This is a genomic window from Salinisphaera aquimarina (assembly GCF_042643355.1).
In the GTDB taxonomy this organism is placed as follows: Bacteria; Pseudomonadota; Gammaproteobacteria; order Nevskiales; family Salinisphaeraceae; genus Salinisphaera; species Salinisphaera aquimarina.
Map to the genome: position 1 here is coordinate 177,722 of NZ_JBHRSS010000004.1, position 15,666 is coordinate 193,387.

The 15,666-nt window shown below is 61.1% G+C and carries 14 protein-coding genes and 1 tRNA gene; 6 read left to right on the forward strand and 9 right to left on the reverse strand.

Going from position 1 to position 15,666, the window contains the following annotated elements:
* Window position 1 precedes the first annotated feature (1 nt).
* Entirely contained in the window at window positions 2-3,991 is a 3,990-nt protein-coding gene (locus ACFOSU_RS11175) for a pilus assembly protein (RefSeq protein WP_380689593.1), read from the forward strand.
* 2 nt (window positions 3,992-3,993) lie between these two features.
* A complete protein-coding gene (locus ACFOSU_RS11180; RefSeq protein WP_380689595.1) occupies window positions 3,994-4,416 on the forward strand; it encodes a type IV pilin protein in 423 nt (140 codons plus the stop codon).
* 45 nt (window positions 4,417-4,461) lie between these two features.
* Here ACFOSU_RS11180 and lspA read toward each other — a convergent pair whose 3' ends face one another.
* Genes lspA through murJ form a run of 3 tightly spaced genes read right to left on the reverse strand, consistent with a single transcriptional unit; the run spans window position 4,462 to window position 7,483 of the window.
* A complete protein-coding gene (lspA, locus tag ACFOSU_RS11185; protein ID WP_380689597.1) occupies window positions 4,462-4,986 on the reverse strand; it encodes a signal peptidase II in 525 nt (174 codons plus the stop codon).
* Complete coding sequence (locus ACFOSU_RS11190) at window positions 4,983-5,921, reverse strand: bifunctional riboflavin kinase/FAD synthetase (RefSeq protein ID WP_380689599.1); 939 nt, start codon at window positions 5,919-5,921, stop codon at window positions 4,983-4,985. The genes lspA and ACFOSU_RS11190 overlap by 4 nt, the downstream gene beginning before the upstream one ends.
* On the reverse strand, window positions 5,921-7,483 hold the full coding sequence (murJ, locus tag ACFOSU_RS11195) for a murein biosynthesis integral membrane protein MurJ (RefSeq protein ID WP_380689601.1): 1,563 nt from the start codon (window positions 7,481-7,483) through the stop codon (window positions 5,921-5,923). The genes ACFOSU_RS11190 and murJ overlap by 1 nt, the downstream gene beginning before the upstream one ends.
* 211 nt (window positions 7,484-7,694) lie before the next feature.
* Here murJ and rpsT point away from each other — a divergent pair, with 211 nt between their 5' ends.
* On the forward strand, window positions 7,695-7,967 hold the full coding sequence (gene rpsT, locus ACFOSU_RS11200; RefSeq protein ID WP_380689603.1) for a 30S ribosomal protein S20: 273 nt from the start codon (window positions 7,695-7,697) through the stop codon (window positions 7,965-7,967).
* Window positions 7,968-8,087: 120 nt separating this feature from the next.
* Here the strand turns inward: rpsT and proB are convergent, their stop codons facing one another.
* From proB to rplU, 4 genes are all read right to left on the reverse strand, one after another.
* Window positions 8,088-9,227: a glutamate 5-kinase gene (proB, locus tag ACFOSU_RS11205; protein ID WP_380689605.1), complete on the reverse strand. Its 1,140-nt coding sequence runs from the start codon at window positions 9,225-9,227 to the stop codon at window positions 8,088-8,090.
* Window positions 9,211-10,281 carry an Obg family GTPase CgtA gene (gene cgtA, locus ACFOSU_RS11210; protein WP_380689607.1) on the reverse strand — a complete coding sequence of 357 codons (1,071 nt, stop codon included), beginning with the start codon at window positions 10,279-10,281 and terminating at the stop codon, window positions 9,211-9,213. Before cgtA ends, proB begins: the two co-directional genes overlap by 17 nt.
* A gap of 115 nt (window positions 10,282-10,396) precedes the next feature.
* The gene (rpmA, locus tag ACFOSU_RS11215) at window positions 10,397-10,657 is read right to left on the reverse strand and encodes a 50S ribosomal protein L27 (protein ID WP_380689609.1); all 261 of its coding nucleotides are present in this window, start codon (window positions 10,655-10,657) and stop codon (window positions 10,397-10,399) included.
* 45 nt (window positions 10,658-10,702) lie between these two features.
* Window positions 10,703-11,017, reverse strand: a complete 315-nt coding sequence (gene rplU / locus ACFOSU_RS11220) for a 50S ribosomal protein L21 (protein ID WP_380689611.1) — start codon at window positions 11,015-11,017, stop codon at window positions 10,703-10,705.
* A gap of 164 nt (window positions 11,018-11,181) precedes the next feature.
* On the opposite strand from rplU, the gene ACFOSU_RS11225 reads away from it, so the two are divergent.
* Window positions 11,182-12,150: a polyprenyl synthetase family protein gene (locus ACFOSU_RS11225; RefSeq protein ID WP_380689613.1), complete on the forward strand. Its 969-nt coding sequence runs from the start codon at window positions 11,182-11,184 to the stop codon at window positions 12,148-12,150.
* A gap of 2 nt (window positions 12,151-12,152) precedes the next feature.
* Window positions 12,153-12,229, forward strand: a tRNA-Pro gene (locus tag ACFOSU_RS11230).
* A 308-nt stretch (window positions 12,230-12,537) separates the two neighbouring features.
* On the opposite strand, the gene ACFOSU_RS11235 is transcribed toward ACFOSU_RS11230, so the two are convergent.
* Window positions 12,538-12,825 (reverse strand): hypothetical protein, encoded by a 288-nt coding sequence (locus tag ACFOSU_RS11235; protein ID WP_380689615.1) that lies wholly within the window; start codon window positions 12,823-12,825, stop codon window positions 12,538-12,540.
* A 462-nt stretch (window positions 12,826-13,287) separates the two neighbouring features.
* A complete protein-coding gene (locus ACFOSU_RS11240; protein WP_380689617.1) occupies window positions 13,288-13,731 on the reverse strand; it encodes a hemerythrin domain-containing protein in 444 nt (147 codons plus the stop codon).
* Between the two features lie 200 nt (window positions 13,732-13,931).
* Here ACFOSU_RS11240 and pilB point away from each other — a divergent pair, with 200 nt between their 5' ends.
* Window positions 13,932-15,659 carry a type IV-A pilus assembly ATPase PilB gene (gene pilB, locus ACFOSU_RS11245; RefSeq protein ID WP_380689619.1) on the forward strand — a complete coding sequence of 576 codons (1,728 nt, stop codon included), beginning with the start codon at window positions 13,932-13,934 and terminating at the stop codon, window positions 15,657-15,659.
* The last annotated feature ends 7 nt before the right edge of the window (window positions 15,660-15,666 follow it).

The window sequence follows — 15,666 nt, forward strand, 5'->3', positions numbered from 1 at the left end:
CATGAGCAAAAGATCAGGGCTTCGACATTGTGCGACAGTCACACTGGCCGTCATGCTTGCCGGTTCATCGTTGGCATGGGCCGCTGATGACCTGGACCTGGCGGCCTCGCCGCTGTTTTCCGGCACGAACGCCAAGCCCAATGTGCTGGTCGCCGTCGACGACTCCGGCTCCATGGATCTCGAGACGCTGTTCCCGACCGATGAAGGCTGGCTCTACTGGGACTCCAACGACAGTCAGTATCCGACGACCACCAACGACGGCGCCTTTCGCAACAATGGCGACAAGTACGGCTATATATTTCCGACAGCCAACGGATATACGCATGTCCAGGCCGGGGACGATCGTACGATTCCACCTATACCCGAAACCGCATTTGCCCGCGCCGCCGACTACAACAAGGCCTATTTTAATCCGTCCTCCTTCGACACCTATTCGCCCTGGCTGAAAAGCGACGGCTCGCGCGATAAACGGCCCGATGAGCCCGCGAACAACGCCCGATACGATCCATTGAAGCAGCCGACCCTTGATCTGACCCAGCCCCACAACGGTACGTTCTATTTCGAACGGGGCATGGTGATTCCAGGTAATGGCAATGGTGGTACGTTGCCACCCGGCGTCAACGCTCTCGATGGGTACGTTTGCTACAACCCGAACACCAAAGATGTGCAGACTCCGCTACGTTCGATTTTCGGGGGCTATTACTGCTACTTCAGATTTTTTGGTACAGAGTACGGTTACGGCCCTGACTACCAACTCAGTCGTTTGGGGGACATACCCACTGGTTCCGATGAAACGGTCACGAATACGGGCAACCGAAATATCAGCTATTTTCCGGCCACCTTCTATCTCAAGGCGGCCAACGATCGAAAGGAAGGCGACGCGAGTCTGCCGGCCAACTACGGCTACAAGGCGGACAGGACGGTCGAGGGCAAAGGTCCCAATGGGGAGACGCTCGTCGGCTACGAGATCAAGCCCGACAATTTCACGTCTCCCGCGGCCTATACAAAAGCCATCCAGAGCTTCGCGAACTGGTTCACTTTCTATCGTAAACGCAACTTGGCTACGCGTGGTGGCATCGTTGCGGCATTCGATCGCATCAACGATATCCGTGTCGGCAGTTGCACGATCAACAATCGCAACAATCTGACGATGAAGGATCTGGATGACCAGGATCAGCGTGCCCAGTTCTATAGCAATATATTCAACATCGACTATTCCGGAAATCGCGGCACACCCAACCGCGAAGCGATACAGCACCTGGGACGCCAACTCGAGGGCAAAGGGCGCGGCGATCTGCCGTCAATCATCACTGCCCCTTGTCAGCGCAACTTCGCCATCCTGTTTACCGACGGTTATTCGAACCCCGACACCGGCAGCGGTGTCGGCAACGTCGACGGCAACTATCGCTCGCCGTTTGCCGACAGCCGGTCGAATACGATGGCCGATATCGCGATGAAGTACTACACGGATCTGGATGTCGCCGAGAAAGGCATCCTGCGGGTATCCGAAGAATGCAAGAAGCCGAATCCGGACCCGCGTCTGGACTGCGAAACCGATCTGCATATGAGTACGTTCGGCGTCACGCTGAATCAGACCGGTACGATCTTCAACGATTTCGAGAACCACGCGGCACAGAACAATAACCCGTACAGCAACCCACCCGCCTGGCCGGACGTCAATTCGGGAGGACGAAGCAAGAAGCAGATCGACGATCTCTGGCATGCAACGATCAATACGCGCGGCCAACTGCTCAACGCTGAAACGCCGGCAGAGATCGCCGACAAGTTCACTACCGCGCTGGAGCGTATTCTCGGCGATACGGGCTCCGCTACCAGTGTTTCGCTCGATAGTTCGAGCCTGACGACCGACTCAGCGGCCTACCAGGCCAAGTTTGTCGCCGGCGCGTGGACCGGCAACCTTTACGCGTTACCGCAGACCGGAACGGATGGCGAGTTCGGCGACCAGAGCTGGGATGCGGCGGATCGCTTGACCAATCACAAGAACCCGGACGACCGCGTGATACTGACTCGTACGCGCAGCAATTGCGGCAACAGCAATGCGGCCCGTACCACCGTACCGTTGCGCTTCAATCGGTTGAGGAATGGCTGCCCCGAACTCACCGAGACCGAACTGAATTTCGTCCGCGGAGTGCGAACCGACGAAAGAGCGTCCGGCGGCACATTACGCAATCGCAACAATAATATTCTCGGCGATATCGTCCATTCGGATCCGCTCTACGTGGGCGCGCCCAACCGCGTACGTTATCCCAACGACTGGAACGACCTGCTGTACGATGGCAATGAGCGCACCGCGGAAGATATAGCCGAGCCATATATCAATTTTGCCCAGGGCGCCGCGGCCAGCCGGTCTCCAACGATTTATGTCGGGGCCAATGACGGCATGCTGCACGGATTCGATGCGAAAACCGGTGACGAAAGGATCGCGTTCATCCCCGGCGCTGTACTTTCGGGTCTGAGCACGTTGACACAAAGCAATTACAAGCATCGCTACTACGTCGACGACAGCCCGGCTTCGGGGGACGTGATTATCGACAACGCGTGGCATACCGTGCTCGTCGGCGCGCTCGGCGCGGGCGGGCGCAGTGTCTATGCGCTGGACATCACCAAGCCCGATGATTTCTCGGAGAACAACGCCGACCAGATCGTCCAATGGGAATTCGAGGACGACGAACTCGGCTACAGCTTTGGCCAGCCCTCGATCGTACGCTTGCACGATGGCCGCTGGGCCGCAGTCTTTGGCAACGGTTACAACAGCGACGGTGGCAAAGCCCAGTTGTTCATCGTCGATATCAAGGACGGGAGTCTGATAAAGCGGATCGATACCGGCGTCGGATCCACAGGCAGTTCATCACAAAACGGCAACAGCAATGGCAACGGAAAAGGAAATGGAAACAACAAAATTGATATTTGCCTGCTAGGAATCACTGTGAGCATCCCGCTCCCCGCGTTGGAAGCAAAGCTTGCGCAAGGCGCGACGCGTGGCGCCTGTGGGAGTGATGATGACGCCAAGAAAAACGGATTGGGCGAGGTATTTCCTGTGGATCTGGACGGTGATTTCATTACCGACTATATCTACGCAGGTGACCTGCAGGGCAACGTCTGGAAATTCGATCTGACCAGCAAATCCAGGAATGATTGGAAAGTCGGTCTTGACGGCGACCCCTTGTTCACCGCGACCGATTCCGACGGCACGCCGCAGCCGATCACGACGCAACCGCAGGTGGCCGTGCATTCATACGGGCGCAGCTACGGCGTGATGGTCTATTTCGGAACCGGAAAATATCTCGAAGAGAACGATCGGGAAGCCAAAGTCGATACGATCAACACTTTCTACGGCATCCAGGATGTCGACGTATTCACGTTCAACGACGGGCCGACTGGTAACCCGACATATCAGACCGCATTGGTCAGCGATATCCCGAAATCGCGGCTCCAGGCGCAGACAATTCTCGAAACGCCTACCAAGAACGGAGATGTCTATCGTCTGGTCAGTGACAACCCGGTGGACTATCAGACAAGCGATGATCAAAGCGACCCCGACGGCAAGAGAGGCTGGTATCTCGACCTGTCGTCCAATTCCGGCGAGATGGTCATCACCAACAGTCGCGTCGAGCGTGACACGATCGCCTTCAGCACCGCGATTCCAAACATCGAGACCTGCTCGGCCAGTGGCAGCGGTTATTTCATGCTGCTCAATCGCGAAACGGGCGGCCGCACCGACTACGCTGCGTTCGACCTGAATGGCGACAAGCAACTGAATGTCAACGACTATTTTCTGCGCAACGACAAACTTATCGGCGCGTCGGGGCTGCTGATCGCCAAGGGCATTCCCGGCGAGGCCTCACATCAGACGGATCCGGCCAATGACACGGCCTATTACATTGTTCCCGCATCCGATGGCACCCTTCGTCGGGTCTATACACGGAAACCCGCCGACCAGAGAATGAGTTGGCGCGAGATAAGGCGCTAGGCATGAGTACACGCGTACGTGGTTTCACCCTCATCGAGTTGATGATTGTCGTGGCGATCGTCGGCATCCTGGCGGCCATCGCCTATCCGACTTATATCAATCAGGTTCGCAAGGCGCGCCGCTCGGATGCACACAGTCTTCTGTTGCAGGCAGCCAATCGCGAGGAGCGCTTCTATACATCGCAGTATCAGTACACGGCGACACTCGGCAACGGCGGACTGGGCATGCCCACGCGCACCGAGAACGAAGCCTACGATCTCAGTGCTACGGTAAGCGGTACCAACAACCAGCAGTTCGAGATTACCGCGACCGCCCGCGGTGACCAGGTGAACGACGACTGCCGCACTCTGTCCATCAACCAGGCCGGCCAGAAGACCGCCAACGGGACAGCGGCCACGAGCCAGGCCAGTCAGGACTGCTGGTAAGCGAGACTACGACTCTCCCCGGCGCGCTCCGCCACCGAGCGGCGGTTAGTCCGATTCACCCGTGTTGCGCCGGCGAGGCCAAAGCATGTCCAGCCCGAGCAGGATCGCGCCAAGCACGATCGCGCTGTCGGCAATGTTGAACGCCGGGTAATGCCAGCCGGATATGTGAAAATCGACGAAATCGATCACGAACCCGCGCGTGGCGCGATCAATCGCGTTGCCGAGCGCGCCGCCGAGGATGAGCGCGAACGACGCGGCTACCAGGCGCTCTCCGTGCGGATGGCGGCGCATCCAGACCAGAATACCGATCGAGACCACGACGCTGAGCGCGACAAAGAACCATGGCGTGGCGCCCGCAAAAATACTGAATGCCGCGCCGGTATTGTGCATCCGCGAGAGGTTGAGCCAATCGAACAGATGAATGCGGTCGAACAACTCGAGATTGTTCACCACCAACTGCTTGGTAACCTGATCGGCCCCGATGACGATGGCCGAAAGCCACAGCCAGTGCGCGTTCTGCAACTGGAAACCGCGTTCGTGCGATACGGCCTTGTCTGGAGATGGGGTCATGATTGTCGTTGCTCTTGCAGGACCTTGCGCACCTGATCGACGTCGCGGTGCATCTGTTCGGTGAGCGCATCCAGCGAGTCAAAACGCTCTTCATCGCGAATGAATACTTCAAAGGATACGTCAATGCGCTGGCCGTATAAATCGCCGTCGAAATCGAGCACATAAACCTCGAGCAGCGGCTCGCGGCCGTTGACCGTGGGACGCACACCGAAACTCGCGGCGCCGGCCCGGCGCATCCCGTCGGCAAAGTACACCCACACGGCATACACGCCGTAGCGCGGCGCCGGTTTACGGGCAAGCCGGATGTTCGCGGTTGGGAATCCCAGCGTGCGCCCCAGCTTTTCGCCGGCGATCACGCGCCCACCGATCCAGTACGCATGCCCGAGCAGACGCGATGCCTGGCGGGTATCGCCGGCCGCCAGTGCCTCGCGTACACGCGTGGAGCTGACCCGTGCGTCATCCAGGCACACTTCCGGTAGCGGAGCGACTTCGATGCCTCGCGCGTCGGCAAACGCTCGGAGCGTGCCTACGTCGCCTGCCCTGGCCTTGCCGAAACGAAAGTCTTCGCCGACGAGCACATAGCGTGCGTCGAGGCGCGCGCCGATCAATTCCTCGAGAAAGGCGCTCGGGGACAGGGCCGCGAATTGCGCGTCGAAACGGGCACATATGAAGATGTCGATGCCCAGCGTGCGCGCGCTCTGCATCTTCTCGCGCAGCGACGATAGCCGCGGCGGTGCGTTGACCGGATCGAAGAATTCGCGCGGCATGGGCTCGAAGCACATCAAGGCGCTGGGCACGGCATGGGCCGCCGCCTGTTCGCGTAGATGATCGATAATGGCGCGGTGCCCCAAGTGCAGACCGTCGAAATTGCCGATGGTCAGCGCGCAGCCGCCGGTCAGTGGCCGCATATGACGGATCGAGCGCACGACGCGCATCAGCTGGGCTCGACCATGGTGAAATCGACCGGGCGCACGCCCAGCGCCCCCAGCACCGCGAAATAGACGACCACGCCGCCGGTAATCCATCCCAGCAGCCACGCCACACGCTGGAGCGCCCCGCGCTCTATCCACACCGACAGATCCGCGGCGCCGATACCCAGCACCACCCCCATCGCCACACAGGCCAGGCCGACCTGGACCAACAGCCGGCGCCAGGACGCGCTGGGCACGAATACGCCGTCGCGGCGCAGATTTCTATACAGCAGGCCCGCATTGATGAACGCGCCCAGCGATGTGGCCAACGCCAGACCCGCATGCGGTGCAGGCAGATCCCACCATGTAAACAGGCCGACGAAGATCAGATTGAGGATCATCGCGCTCACCATGGAAATGACCCCGCAGCGCACCGGCGTGCGCGAGTCCTCGCGCGAGAAAAATCCGGTGACCAGCACCTTGACCAGCGAAAAACCCATGAATCCGAGCGCGTACGCCATCAACGCATACTGACTCATGAGCGCGTCATGACCGTTGAACGAGCGATAATTGAACAACGTGGTGACCAGCGGGCCCGCGAGCACGAACAGCCCGACCATGGCGGGCAGCCCAACAATGACCAGCAGACGCAAAGCCCAGTCCAGCGTATCGGAAAATTCCGTACTCGATTTGCTGGCATGGCGCGCGGCGAGGCTCGGCAGGATCACGGTGGCAATCGCGATCGAGAACACACCGAGCGGAAACTCCATCAGACGATCGGCGTAATACAGCCAGCTCACGCTGCCCGCCGCTAGAAACGACGCGATGATCGTATCCAGCATCAGATTCACCTGCGCCACCGAGGAGCCGAACAGGATCGGCAGCATCAGCCGCAGGATCCGCCGGACCTTGGCATCACGCCATCCCCAGCGTGGTCGTGGCAGGCGTTGCAGGCGCACCAGAAACGGCACCTGGAACGCCAGTTGCGCCATTCCCGCGATGAGCACGCCGATCGCGAGCGCGATTTCAGGTCGCTCGAATACCGGCGACAGCAATACCGCGGCCCCGATCATGCAGATATTGAGCAATACCGGCGTGAACGCGGGTACGGCGAACTGCCCGTAGGTATTGAGGATGCCGCCTGCAAACGCGGTCAACGATATGAACAGCAGATACGGAAACGTCAGCCGCAACAGGTCGACGGCAAGATCAAATTGCGCGGTCTGACCGGCGAAACCCGGCGCGAATATATAAATGAATACCGGAGCCGCGACGATGCCCACCACGGTCACCCCGATGAGAATCACGCCGAGAGTGCCCGCCACCACGTCGACAAGGTTCTGAACGTCGTCGCCGGTATCCTGGCTTCGCGTGGCCGAGAGCACCGGCACGAAAGACTGCGCGAACGCGCCTTCGGCGAACAGCCGACGCATGAAGTTGGGGATCTTGAACGCAACCAGAAATGCGTCCATACCGGCGCCAGCGCCGAACAATACGGCGAGAATCACGTCGCGCAGAAACCCGAGCACGCGCGACAACAACGTCATCACACCGACCGTGCTCGTGGATTTAGCAAGCGATGCCATTCGAAAGCCGCAACTTAAAGGAAACGCGGCGCACTATAGCGGTATTGCATGGGTAGCCGAAAGTACGCCGCACCGGCCGCGGCCGGCGGAACGCTGGATCGATTGCCGGTCACCGCCTCGCGCAGATCAGAGGTTGACAACGCGGGCCGAAATCACAATAATCGCGCGCTTGTAGAGATTCATCTATCCGTTTTTTATTCAGGAGCTGTCTGTGGCGAATTCTGCCCAAGCCCGCAAACGTGCCCTTCAGGCCGTTACCCGTCGTGAGCGCAACGTCGCCCAGCGTTCGCTGGTGCGCACGCACATCAAGAAAGTGCAGAAAGCGATTGCCGATGGCGATGCCACGCAGGCGCAGGTTGTATTCAAGGAAGCTGTTCCCGTGATCGACCGCATGGCCGGCAAGGGCCAGATTCATCGCAACAAGGCCGCGCGTCACAAGTCGCGCCTGAATGCTCAGATCAAGGCGATGGCCGCTCAGGCCTAGTTCTCGTCTGACGCGGCCAGCATAGGGCTGGCTGTGCAAAAAGCCCGCTAATGCGGGCTTTTTTGTGGGTGTCGTTTACGGCGCACATGAATACGCTGCCGCGATGATGATGCTGCCACGTCAGTGCTCGCGGGATACCACCAGATTGTCGCGGTGAATGAATTCCGCCTCGCCGCCGTAGCCGAGCAGCCCTTGAATTCGCTCGCTGGATTGACCGATCAGCAGGCGCGCCTCGCGGGCATCGTAGTTGGCCAGACCCTGCGCGATCTCATCGCCCTCGGCGTCGACGCAGGCGACCAGATCGCCGCGGCGAAACTCGCCCTCGACCGCGGTGATCCCTATCGGCAGCAGACTGCGGCCCGCGGTACGCAGAACACGCGCGGCGCCGGCATCGATACGCACCGAGCCCCGTACGCGGCGCTGGCCCGCGATCCAGTTCTTGCGCGCTGCGCGCTTCGCGCGCTGGCCCGGCAACAACAGCGTGCCCACCGGCTGTCCGCGGGTAAGACGTGCGAGGACATCCGGCTCCAGGCCATCCGCGATCAGCGTTACCGCGCCGGAATCGGCGGCCTGGCGCGCGGCCAGCACCTTGGTGCGCATGCCGCCGCGCCCGAGCGCACCGCCGGTCGCGCCGGCCCCGTCCAGCAACGCCGGATCGTGTGCTTCGCACTGGTCGATGAGCCGGGCCTGCGGGTTCCGGCGTGGATCGGAATCGAATACGCCGGCCTGATCGGTAAGAATGATGAGCCCGTCGGCGTCGAGCAGGTTGACGGTGAGGGCCGCCATGGTGTCGTTGTCGCCGACTCGGATCTCGTCCGTCGCAATCGCATCGTTTTCGTTGACGATCGGAATGACCTTGAGTTCGAGCAGGCGCAGGAGCGTACTGCGCGCGTTGAGATAACGACCACGATGGGCCACGTCCTCATGGGTGAGCAGAACCTGCGCGGTTCTGATGCCATGACGTTCGAAACATCGGCTGTAGGCCTCCACGAGCCCGGCCTGGCCGACCGAGGCCGCTGCCTGCACCTCGCTCAGGCTCGCCGGCCGTTTGGGCCAGCCGAGCCGGGCCAGGCCTTCCGCCACCGCCCCCGAAGACACGAGCACCACCTGGCAGCCATGCGCATGCAGTGCCGCAATCTGTGCAGCCCAGTTCTGCAGTCGCTCGGGGTCCAGGCCGCGCCCGTCGGCAGTCAGCAGAGCGCTGCCGATCTTGACGACCCAGCGCCGGCGCCCTGCTAGCTGATCACGATTCGTGATCATCGTCGGAATCCATGTCTTCAGCGTCGCTGGCTGCCCGGCGCTCTGCCGCTTCGGACTCCAGGTAATCCATGGCGTCACCCAGCAGCCGATTCAGGCTGTCCGGGCGAATAGCGGATACCGCATACAAGGCCCCCTGCCAGTCGAGGGTCGTACGTACGCGCTCGCAAAGCTCGGCGGTTTCCTCGGCGTCCACCAGTTCGGTCTTGTTCAGCACGATCCAGCGCGGGCGCGATGCCAGTTCCGGGCTGAACTGCTCGAGTTCGGCCTCGATGGTCTGAATCTGCTCGATCACGTCGCGGCCTTCCGCGTCCAGTAAATCCACGATATGAAACAGCAACCGAGTACGCTGGATATGACGCAGGAAACGATGGCCCAGGCCGATGCCTTCGGCCGCGCCCTCGATCAGCCCGGGCAGATCCACGAGCGTGAAGCTTCGCAGAGGCCCGACGCCGACCACACCGACCTGGGGCGTGAGCGTGGTAAACGGATAGTCCGCGATTCGCGGGCGCGCGCCGGATACGGCAGCCAGCAGCGTCGACTTGCCCGCATTGGGCAGACCCACCAAGCCGACGTCTGCCAACAGCTTGAGCTCGAGACGCAGTTCCCGGATCTCGCCCGGCGTGCCGTCCGTGGTCTTGCGGGGCGCGCGGTTGGTGCTGGACTTGAAACGGGCGTTGCCCATGCCGTGATAGCCGCCCTGCGCGACGCGAACGGTCTGCTCGTTCTCGGTCAGATCGCCAATGAGTTCGTCGGTTTCACGGGAGAAGCACAGCGTGCCGATGGGTACGCGCAGGTAACGACTTTCGCCCTTGGCACCGGTGCGGTCCTTGCCGGCACCGTTGCCGCCGCGCTGAGCCTTGTATACTCGATTGACCCGGTAATCGTAGAGCGTGTTCAGATTATGGTCGGCCACGAGATAAACGCTGCCGCCATCGCCACCGTCGCCGCCGTCCGGACCGCCAAAGGGGACATATTTCTCACGCCGGAAACTCACGCAGCCGTGCCCTCCGTCGCCCGCTTCGACACGCAGATTGGCTTCATCGACGAATTTCATGACGCTTGCACAGCCCCGCTAAGTACATCGATCCCGGTTGGCCGATGCTTCAAATCATACAGACACAAAAAAGCCCCGCCCTAGGCGAGGCTTCTTGCGCGATTACGCGCGCTCGTTACTCGGCCGGGACGATCGACACGAAGCGACGATTGTTCGGGCCCTTGACAGCGAAGTTCACGACGCCGTCGGCGTGCGCGTACAACGTGTAGTCACGACCGGTGCCGACACCCGTGCCGGCGTGGAAGCTGTTGCCACGCTGACGGACGATGATGTTGCCGGCCTGTACGACCTGACCGCCGAACTTCTTGACGCCGAGGCGCTTCGATTCGGAATCGCGACCGTTGCGAGTACTGCCGCCTGCTTTCTTATGTGCCATGGAATAAGTCCTCTAACCTGTCCGCAATGAGTCGTCGGTCGCCGCTCAGGCGCCCGGAATCGACGTGATCTTGAGCTGGGTGTAGTGCTGACGATGACCCTGCGTACGCCGATACTTCTTGCGACGCTTGAACTTGATCACTTCGATCTTGTCGGCGCGGGCATGCTTGATGATCTCGGCCGAGATAGCCTTGCCTTCGAGCAACGGGGCGCCGATCTGAACGTTGTCGCCGTCCGAGATCAACAGCACATCCGCGATATCGATACTGCTGCCGGCATCGCCGTCCAGCTTTTCGACACGCAGGATATCGCCCTCTGCCACTCTGTATTGTTTTCCGCCAGTGCGAATTACCGCGTGCATGCTGACTCCACGTCGCGTGATTACATGGGCTTTACGCCCGTTTAAAGATCGCGAATGATACGTTCTAAACCGTATCCGGTCAATGACACTGTCCGGCGAGAGATCACCTTGACAGAAATAGAGCGCGCGCCTAAGTTTGCCGCTGTTTTCACGATCCCCACGACATGAATATCCAGCCGCTATTCAAGCCGGTCGAAGACGATATGCGCGCGGTAGACGCGATCATACGTCAGCGGTTGAATTCAGATGTCGTCCTGATCAATACGCTCGGCGAATACATAATAGCCAGCGGCGGCAAGCGCTTACGCCCCGCGCTCGTGCTTTTGGCCGCCCGCGCGAGCGGCTATGACGGCGAACAGCACCATCTGCTCGCCGCCATCATCGAGTTCATCCATACCGCCACGCTCCTGCACGACGACGTCGTCGACGAGTCCACGCTGCGGCGCGGCCGGGAAACCGCCAACACGGTGTGGGGCAACGATGCCAGCGTGCTGACCGGCGATTTCTTGTATTCGCGCGCATTCCAGATGATGGTCGAACTCGAGTCCTTCGACATCATGCGGGTATTGGCCGATGCGACCAATCGCATCGCCGAAGGCGAAGTCATGCAGCTCATGTACAGCCACAACCCGGATCTCGCCGAAGCCGATTATCTCGATGTGGTGGACCGCAAGACGGCGAGCCTGTTCTCCGCCGGCTGTCGCCTGGCGGCCCAGTTGGCCGGCTGCGACGCGGCGAAGGAACAGGCCATGGCCGATTACGGGCGCCATCTGGGCATCGCCTTCCAGGTGATCGACGACGCGCTCGACTACGGCCAGGGTGACGGCGGCTACGGCAAGAACGTCGGCGATGACCTTGCCGAGGGCAAGGCGACGCTGCCGCTGATCCGCGCCCTGTCGTGCCTCGACGCCACCACGGCAGCCCCGATACGCGAGGCGGTCCGCGAGGGCGACCTCGATGCACTCGATTCTATCGTGAAAGCGATTGAATCCACTCAGGCGATGGCATACACTTGCCGCCGCGCCGAGGAGGAGTCGCAGATCGCGATCGCCGCCCTCGACGTTTTCGACGAGTCACCCGCCAAGGAAGCACTCGTCGCGTTGGCCCGTTTCTCGGTCCAGCGCCGACACTAGATCGGGGTATAGCTCAGCTTGGTAGAGCGCCACGTTCGGGACGTGGAGGTCGTAGGTTCAAATCCTGCTACCCCGACCATCTAGCATCATTTCGTCGTCGCCCTGCCCCATGGCCGCAATGGCGACACGGCAATAGCCGACCCCCAGACCAGCAGACATGAGACGGGCGCGTTTTGCGTGAACCCGCCATTCATAAGGCTAAACCGAGTTTCCCGGATGCCAAAAACATCCGGTCACCGCACTTGCGCCATGACCCGGAACTGCCGTAGCCGCGGGATATGCGCCTTAGCTGGCAGCGAGACCGATTGGCCTTGCCTCGCCACCGCCGGGCCCGAAGCGCGCCGTCGCCGTTGTTTCCAAACGCGTTGATCGTGCCGTTGTTCGAGTTCAGCTGATACCGATAGGCGCTGTCGCGGCTGAACGAGATACCGCTGGCGCCCATGGCGACGGAATCGCTATCCGTATCCGGGCCGGTGGACGTTTGATCGCAATGGTTACGATCACGCCTTCGTCGTCGAGCCGCTCGTTGTCGCTCGTCTGTTGCGACAGGGCGGCCGGCGGGGCAAAACGTTCAGTAACGGCCAGCGTATGCCCCGCCGGGTTGACGGATAGCTGCGCACAGGCGGATATCGCCTCGCCGCCGAGCGTCTGCTCCGAGCCGGGAATACCGGTCATTGCCCCGCTCGCATACAGTCGGAACCCGGTGATGGTCGGCGCCAGACCGGTTGTGCGGCTATCGGTGACGTTGCCCTCGCCGTCGAACAGGCTGCCGTTGATTTCGCCGCTGTTGAGTACGTTGTGCCCTCCTCGCGCCCACGCTGCGGCAGTCGTCGACCACCGGATCCGACGGGAGCCTTGCTCGATGCCCGGCGCGACTCATCGGTGCCGGAGTATTCAGCCGATCGGCCCCGGCCGGGCACGCGGCGGTTCAACCTGGAGCATAACGAGAGCTGAAATACGAGATATCACGCGACCGTGATAAACAGGCGGCGTCGGAATAGAGGCCGCGGAGATTCGGTAGATGCCCGATGTCGGGTAGGGACATCAATCCCGCCCCCAAGCCGCCATGGTTAAAACCAAAAAAACCGGCCGCGCAGCGCGGGCCGGCTTGTACCCAACTGCGACACGTCCGTCGCTTCAATCGGCCCGCTGATCTTCCATCATCCGATCGTACGCGGCCGCCAGATCCGTCTTGGCATCGGCGCCGAGCACCTTGCCGGCCTGCTGGAACACTTCCTGTTCTTCCTCATCCAGATGGTGGGTGACCAGATGCTCGAGTTGTTTGGCCGATACCAGCCAGCCCGGCGAGCTGTAGTCGGTGGCGTCCAGCGTCTCGATCAGTTCATCGATCTCGTGATGCTCGGCCACGCTGTGACGGGCTTTCTCCTGGGTCTGATCGTGCTCCATCAGCGGAACGTAGAAATGTCTCTCTTCGGCAGCCGCATGGTGCGCCAGTTCTGCCTTGACCGCGGCGTACAGGCCTTCGCGTTTGTCGGTATCCCCGTGGGTATCGGTCAATTCGGCCAGTAAACGGCGTTGCTTGTCGTGACTCTCGCGCAAGGCTTCGAAAATATTCTTCATGCAGTTGCCCTCGTGTGGATACGGCGTCGATATGACGTGGAATGGTACCGTGGCGACAATAGCCTTAGAATCCGTAAGATCGCGCACAACCAGACGCCCGGTTCATCTGCAGTTCAAGGCGATTGCGCGACCACACGCTCGAACCGGATACGCCCATGCTCAGACCGGATTGATTGACGGCAGAATTCACGGAACAGCTTATGGCAACAACACGCGGTAACGTCGGGACCCCCGTACTTGGCGGCCTGGCTCGACAGTTGGTCGAGGACGGACTGATCGATGCGGACAAGGCACTCGACATCCAGCGCGAGGCCGTGCGCGATGGCGAGTCTTTCGTGGCCCAGGTGGTGGCCCGCGGCGCGCTCAGTGCCGCCGTGCTCGCCAAGGCGGCCTGCGAGGAGTTCTCCATGCCGCTGCTCGATCTGCGCGCCGTGGACCTCGCCCAGGCGCCGATCAAGGCGGTCTCGGAGTCGCTGATCCGCAAACACGGCGTGCTGCCGATCTTTCAGCGTGGACGCAATCTGTTCGTGGCGGTGGCCGATCCCACCGATCTGGCGGCCCTGGACGAATTCAAGTTCAATACCGGCCTCAATATCGAGCCGGTGCTGGTCGAACAGGACAAGCTCGCCCGCGCCATCGACAACGCCTTCAGCGCTATCGACAGCGCAATGGCCGGTCTCGACGATGTCTCGCTGGACAACCTCACCGTCGACTCCGCGGGTGAAGGCGATGGCTCGGACGTCAACCGTGCCGATACGGACGATGCGCCGGTCGTGCGCTTCGTCAACAAGGTGATGCTGGACGCCATCCACCGCGGCGCATCCGATATTCATTTCGAGCCTTACGAAAAGAAATTCCGTGTGCGTCTGCGCCAGGACGGCGTGCTCACCGAGGTCGCGTCACCGCCGGCCAATCTCGGCATGCGGCTTTCCGCACGGCTGAAAGTCATGGCCCGACTCGACCTGGCCGAGCGTCGCGTGCCCCAGGACGGGCGGATCAAGCTCAATCTATCCAAGAATCGCGCCATCGACTTTCGTGTATCGACCTGCCCGACCCTGCATGGCGAGAAGATCGTGCTGCGTATTCTGGACCCGACCAGTGCCCAGATGGGTATCGAGGCGCTGGGTTATGAAACCGATCAACGCGAACTGTTCGAGAAAACGATCCAGCGTCCCTACGGCATGGTGCTGGTCACCGGCCCGACGGGCAGTGGCAAGACCGTGTCTCTCTATACCGCGCTCAATATTCTCAACACCGACGACCGCAATATCTCCACCGCGGAAGACCCGGCCGAAATCAACCTGCCCGGCATCAACCAGGTCAACGTGCATCCCAAAGTGGGGCTGACATTCGCCGCCTGCCTGCGCGCCTTCCTGCGCCAGGATCCGGACGTGATCATGGTCGGTGAGATTCGTGATCTGGAAACGGCCGAGATCGCCATCAAGGCCGCGCAAACAGGCCACATGGTGCTATCCACGTTGCATACCAACGATGCCCCGCAGACGCTTACGCGCCTGGTCAACATGGGTGTGCCGGCCTACAACATCGCCGCTTCGGTATCGTTGATCATCGCCCAGCGGCTCGCCCGTCGCCTGTGTACCCAGTGCAAGGTCAGCGCCAGCATTCCGCGCGAGGAACTGATCGCGGAAGGCTTTCATGAAGACGAACTCGAGAGTCTGAGCATCTTTGAGGCCAACCCAGACGGCTGTGACAGCTGCACCCGGGGCTACAAGGGACGCGTCGGCATCTATCAGGTCATGCCGGTCACCGAAGAGATCGGTCAGATCATCATGGAAGGCGGCAATGCCAACGACATCGAGCGCCAGGCCGAGAGCGATGGCGTCATCAACCTGCGCGCCGCCGGCCTGAACAAGGTGCGCACCGGTGCGCTGAGTCTGGCCGAAGTCAATCGCGTTACGGTCGAATAGCAGCCGG

Coding starts and splice junctions, on each gene's coding strand:
- ACFOSU_RS11190 (WP_380689599.1), bottom strand. CDS start 5,921: ATGCGCGTCGTGCGCTCGATCCGTCATATGCGGCCACTGACCGGCGGC.
- ACFOSU_RS11240 (WP_380689617.1), bottom strand. CDS start 13,731: ATGAAGAATATTTTCGAAGCCTTGCGCGAGAGTCACGACAAGCAACGC.
- rpmA (WP_380689609.1), bottom strand. CDS start 10,657: ATGGCACATAAGAAAGCAGGCGGCAGTACTCGCAACGGTCGCGATTCC.
- ACFOSU_RS11175 (WP_380689593.1), top strand. CDS start 2: ATGAGCAAAAGATCAGGGCTTCGACATTGTGCGACAGTCACACTGGCC.
- murJ (WP_380689601.1), bottom strand. CDS start 7,483: ATGGCATCGCTTGCTAAATCCACGAGCACGGTCGGTGTGATGACGTTG.
- ACFOSU_RS11235 (WP_380689615.1), bottom strand. CDS start 12,825: ATGACCGGTATTCCCGGCTCGGAGCAGACGCTCGGCGGCGAGGCGATA.
- cgtA (WP_380689607.1), bottom strand. CDS start 10,281: ATGAAATTCGTCGATGAAGCCAATCTGCGTGTCGAAGCGGGCGACGGA.
- pilB (WP_380689619.1), top strand. CDS start 13,932: ATGGCAACAACACGCGGTAACGTCGGGACCCCCGTACTTGGCGGCCTG.
- rplU (WP_380689611.1), bottom strand. CDS start 11,017: ATGCACGCGGTAATTCGCACTGGCGGAAAACAATACAGAGTGGCAGAG.
- proB (WP_380689605.1), bottom strand. CDS start 9,227: ATGATCACGAATCGTGATCAGCTAGCAGGGCGCCGGCGCTGGGTCGTC.
- ACFOSU_RS11225 (WP_380689613.1), top strand. CDS start 11,182: ATGAATATCCAGCCGCTATTCAAGCCGGTCGAAGACGATATGCGCGCG.
- ACFOSU_RS11180 (WP_380689595.1), top strand. CDS start 3,994: ATGAGTACACGCGTACGTGGTTTCACCCTCATCGAGTTGATGATTGTC.
- lspA (WP_380689597.1), bottom strand. CDS start 4,986: ATGACCCCATCTCCAGACAAGGCCGTATCGCACGAACGCGGTTTCCAG.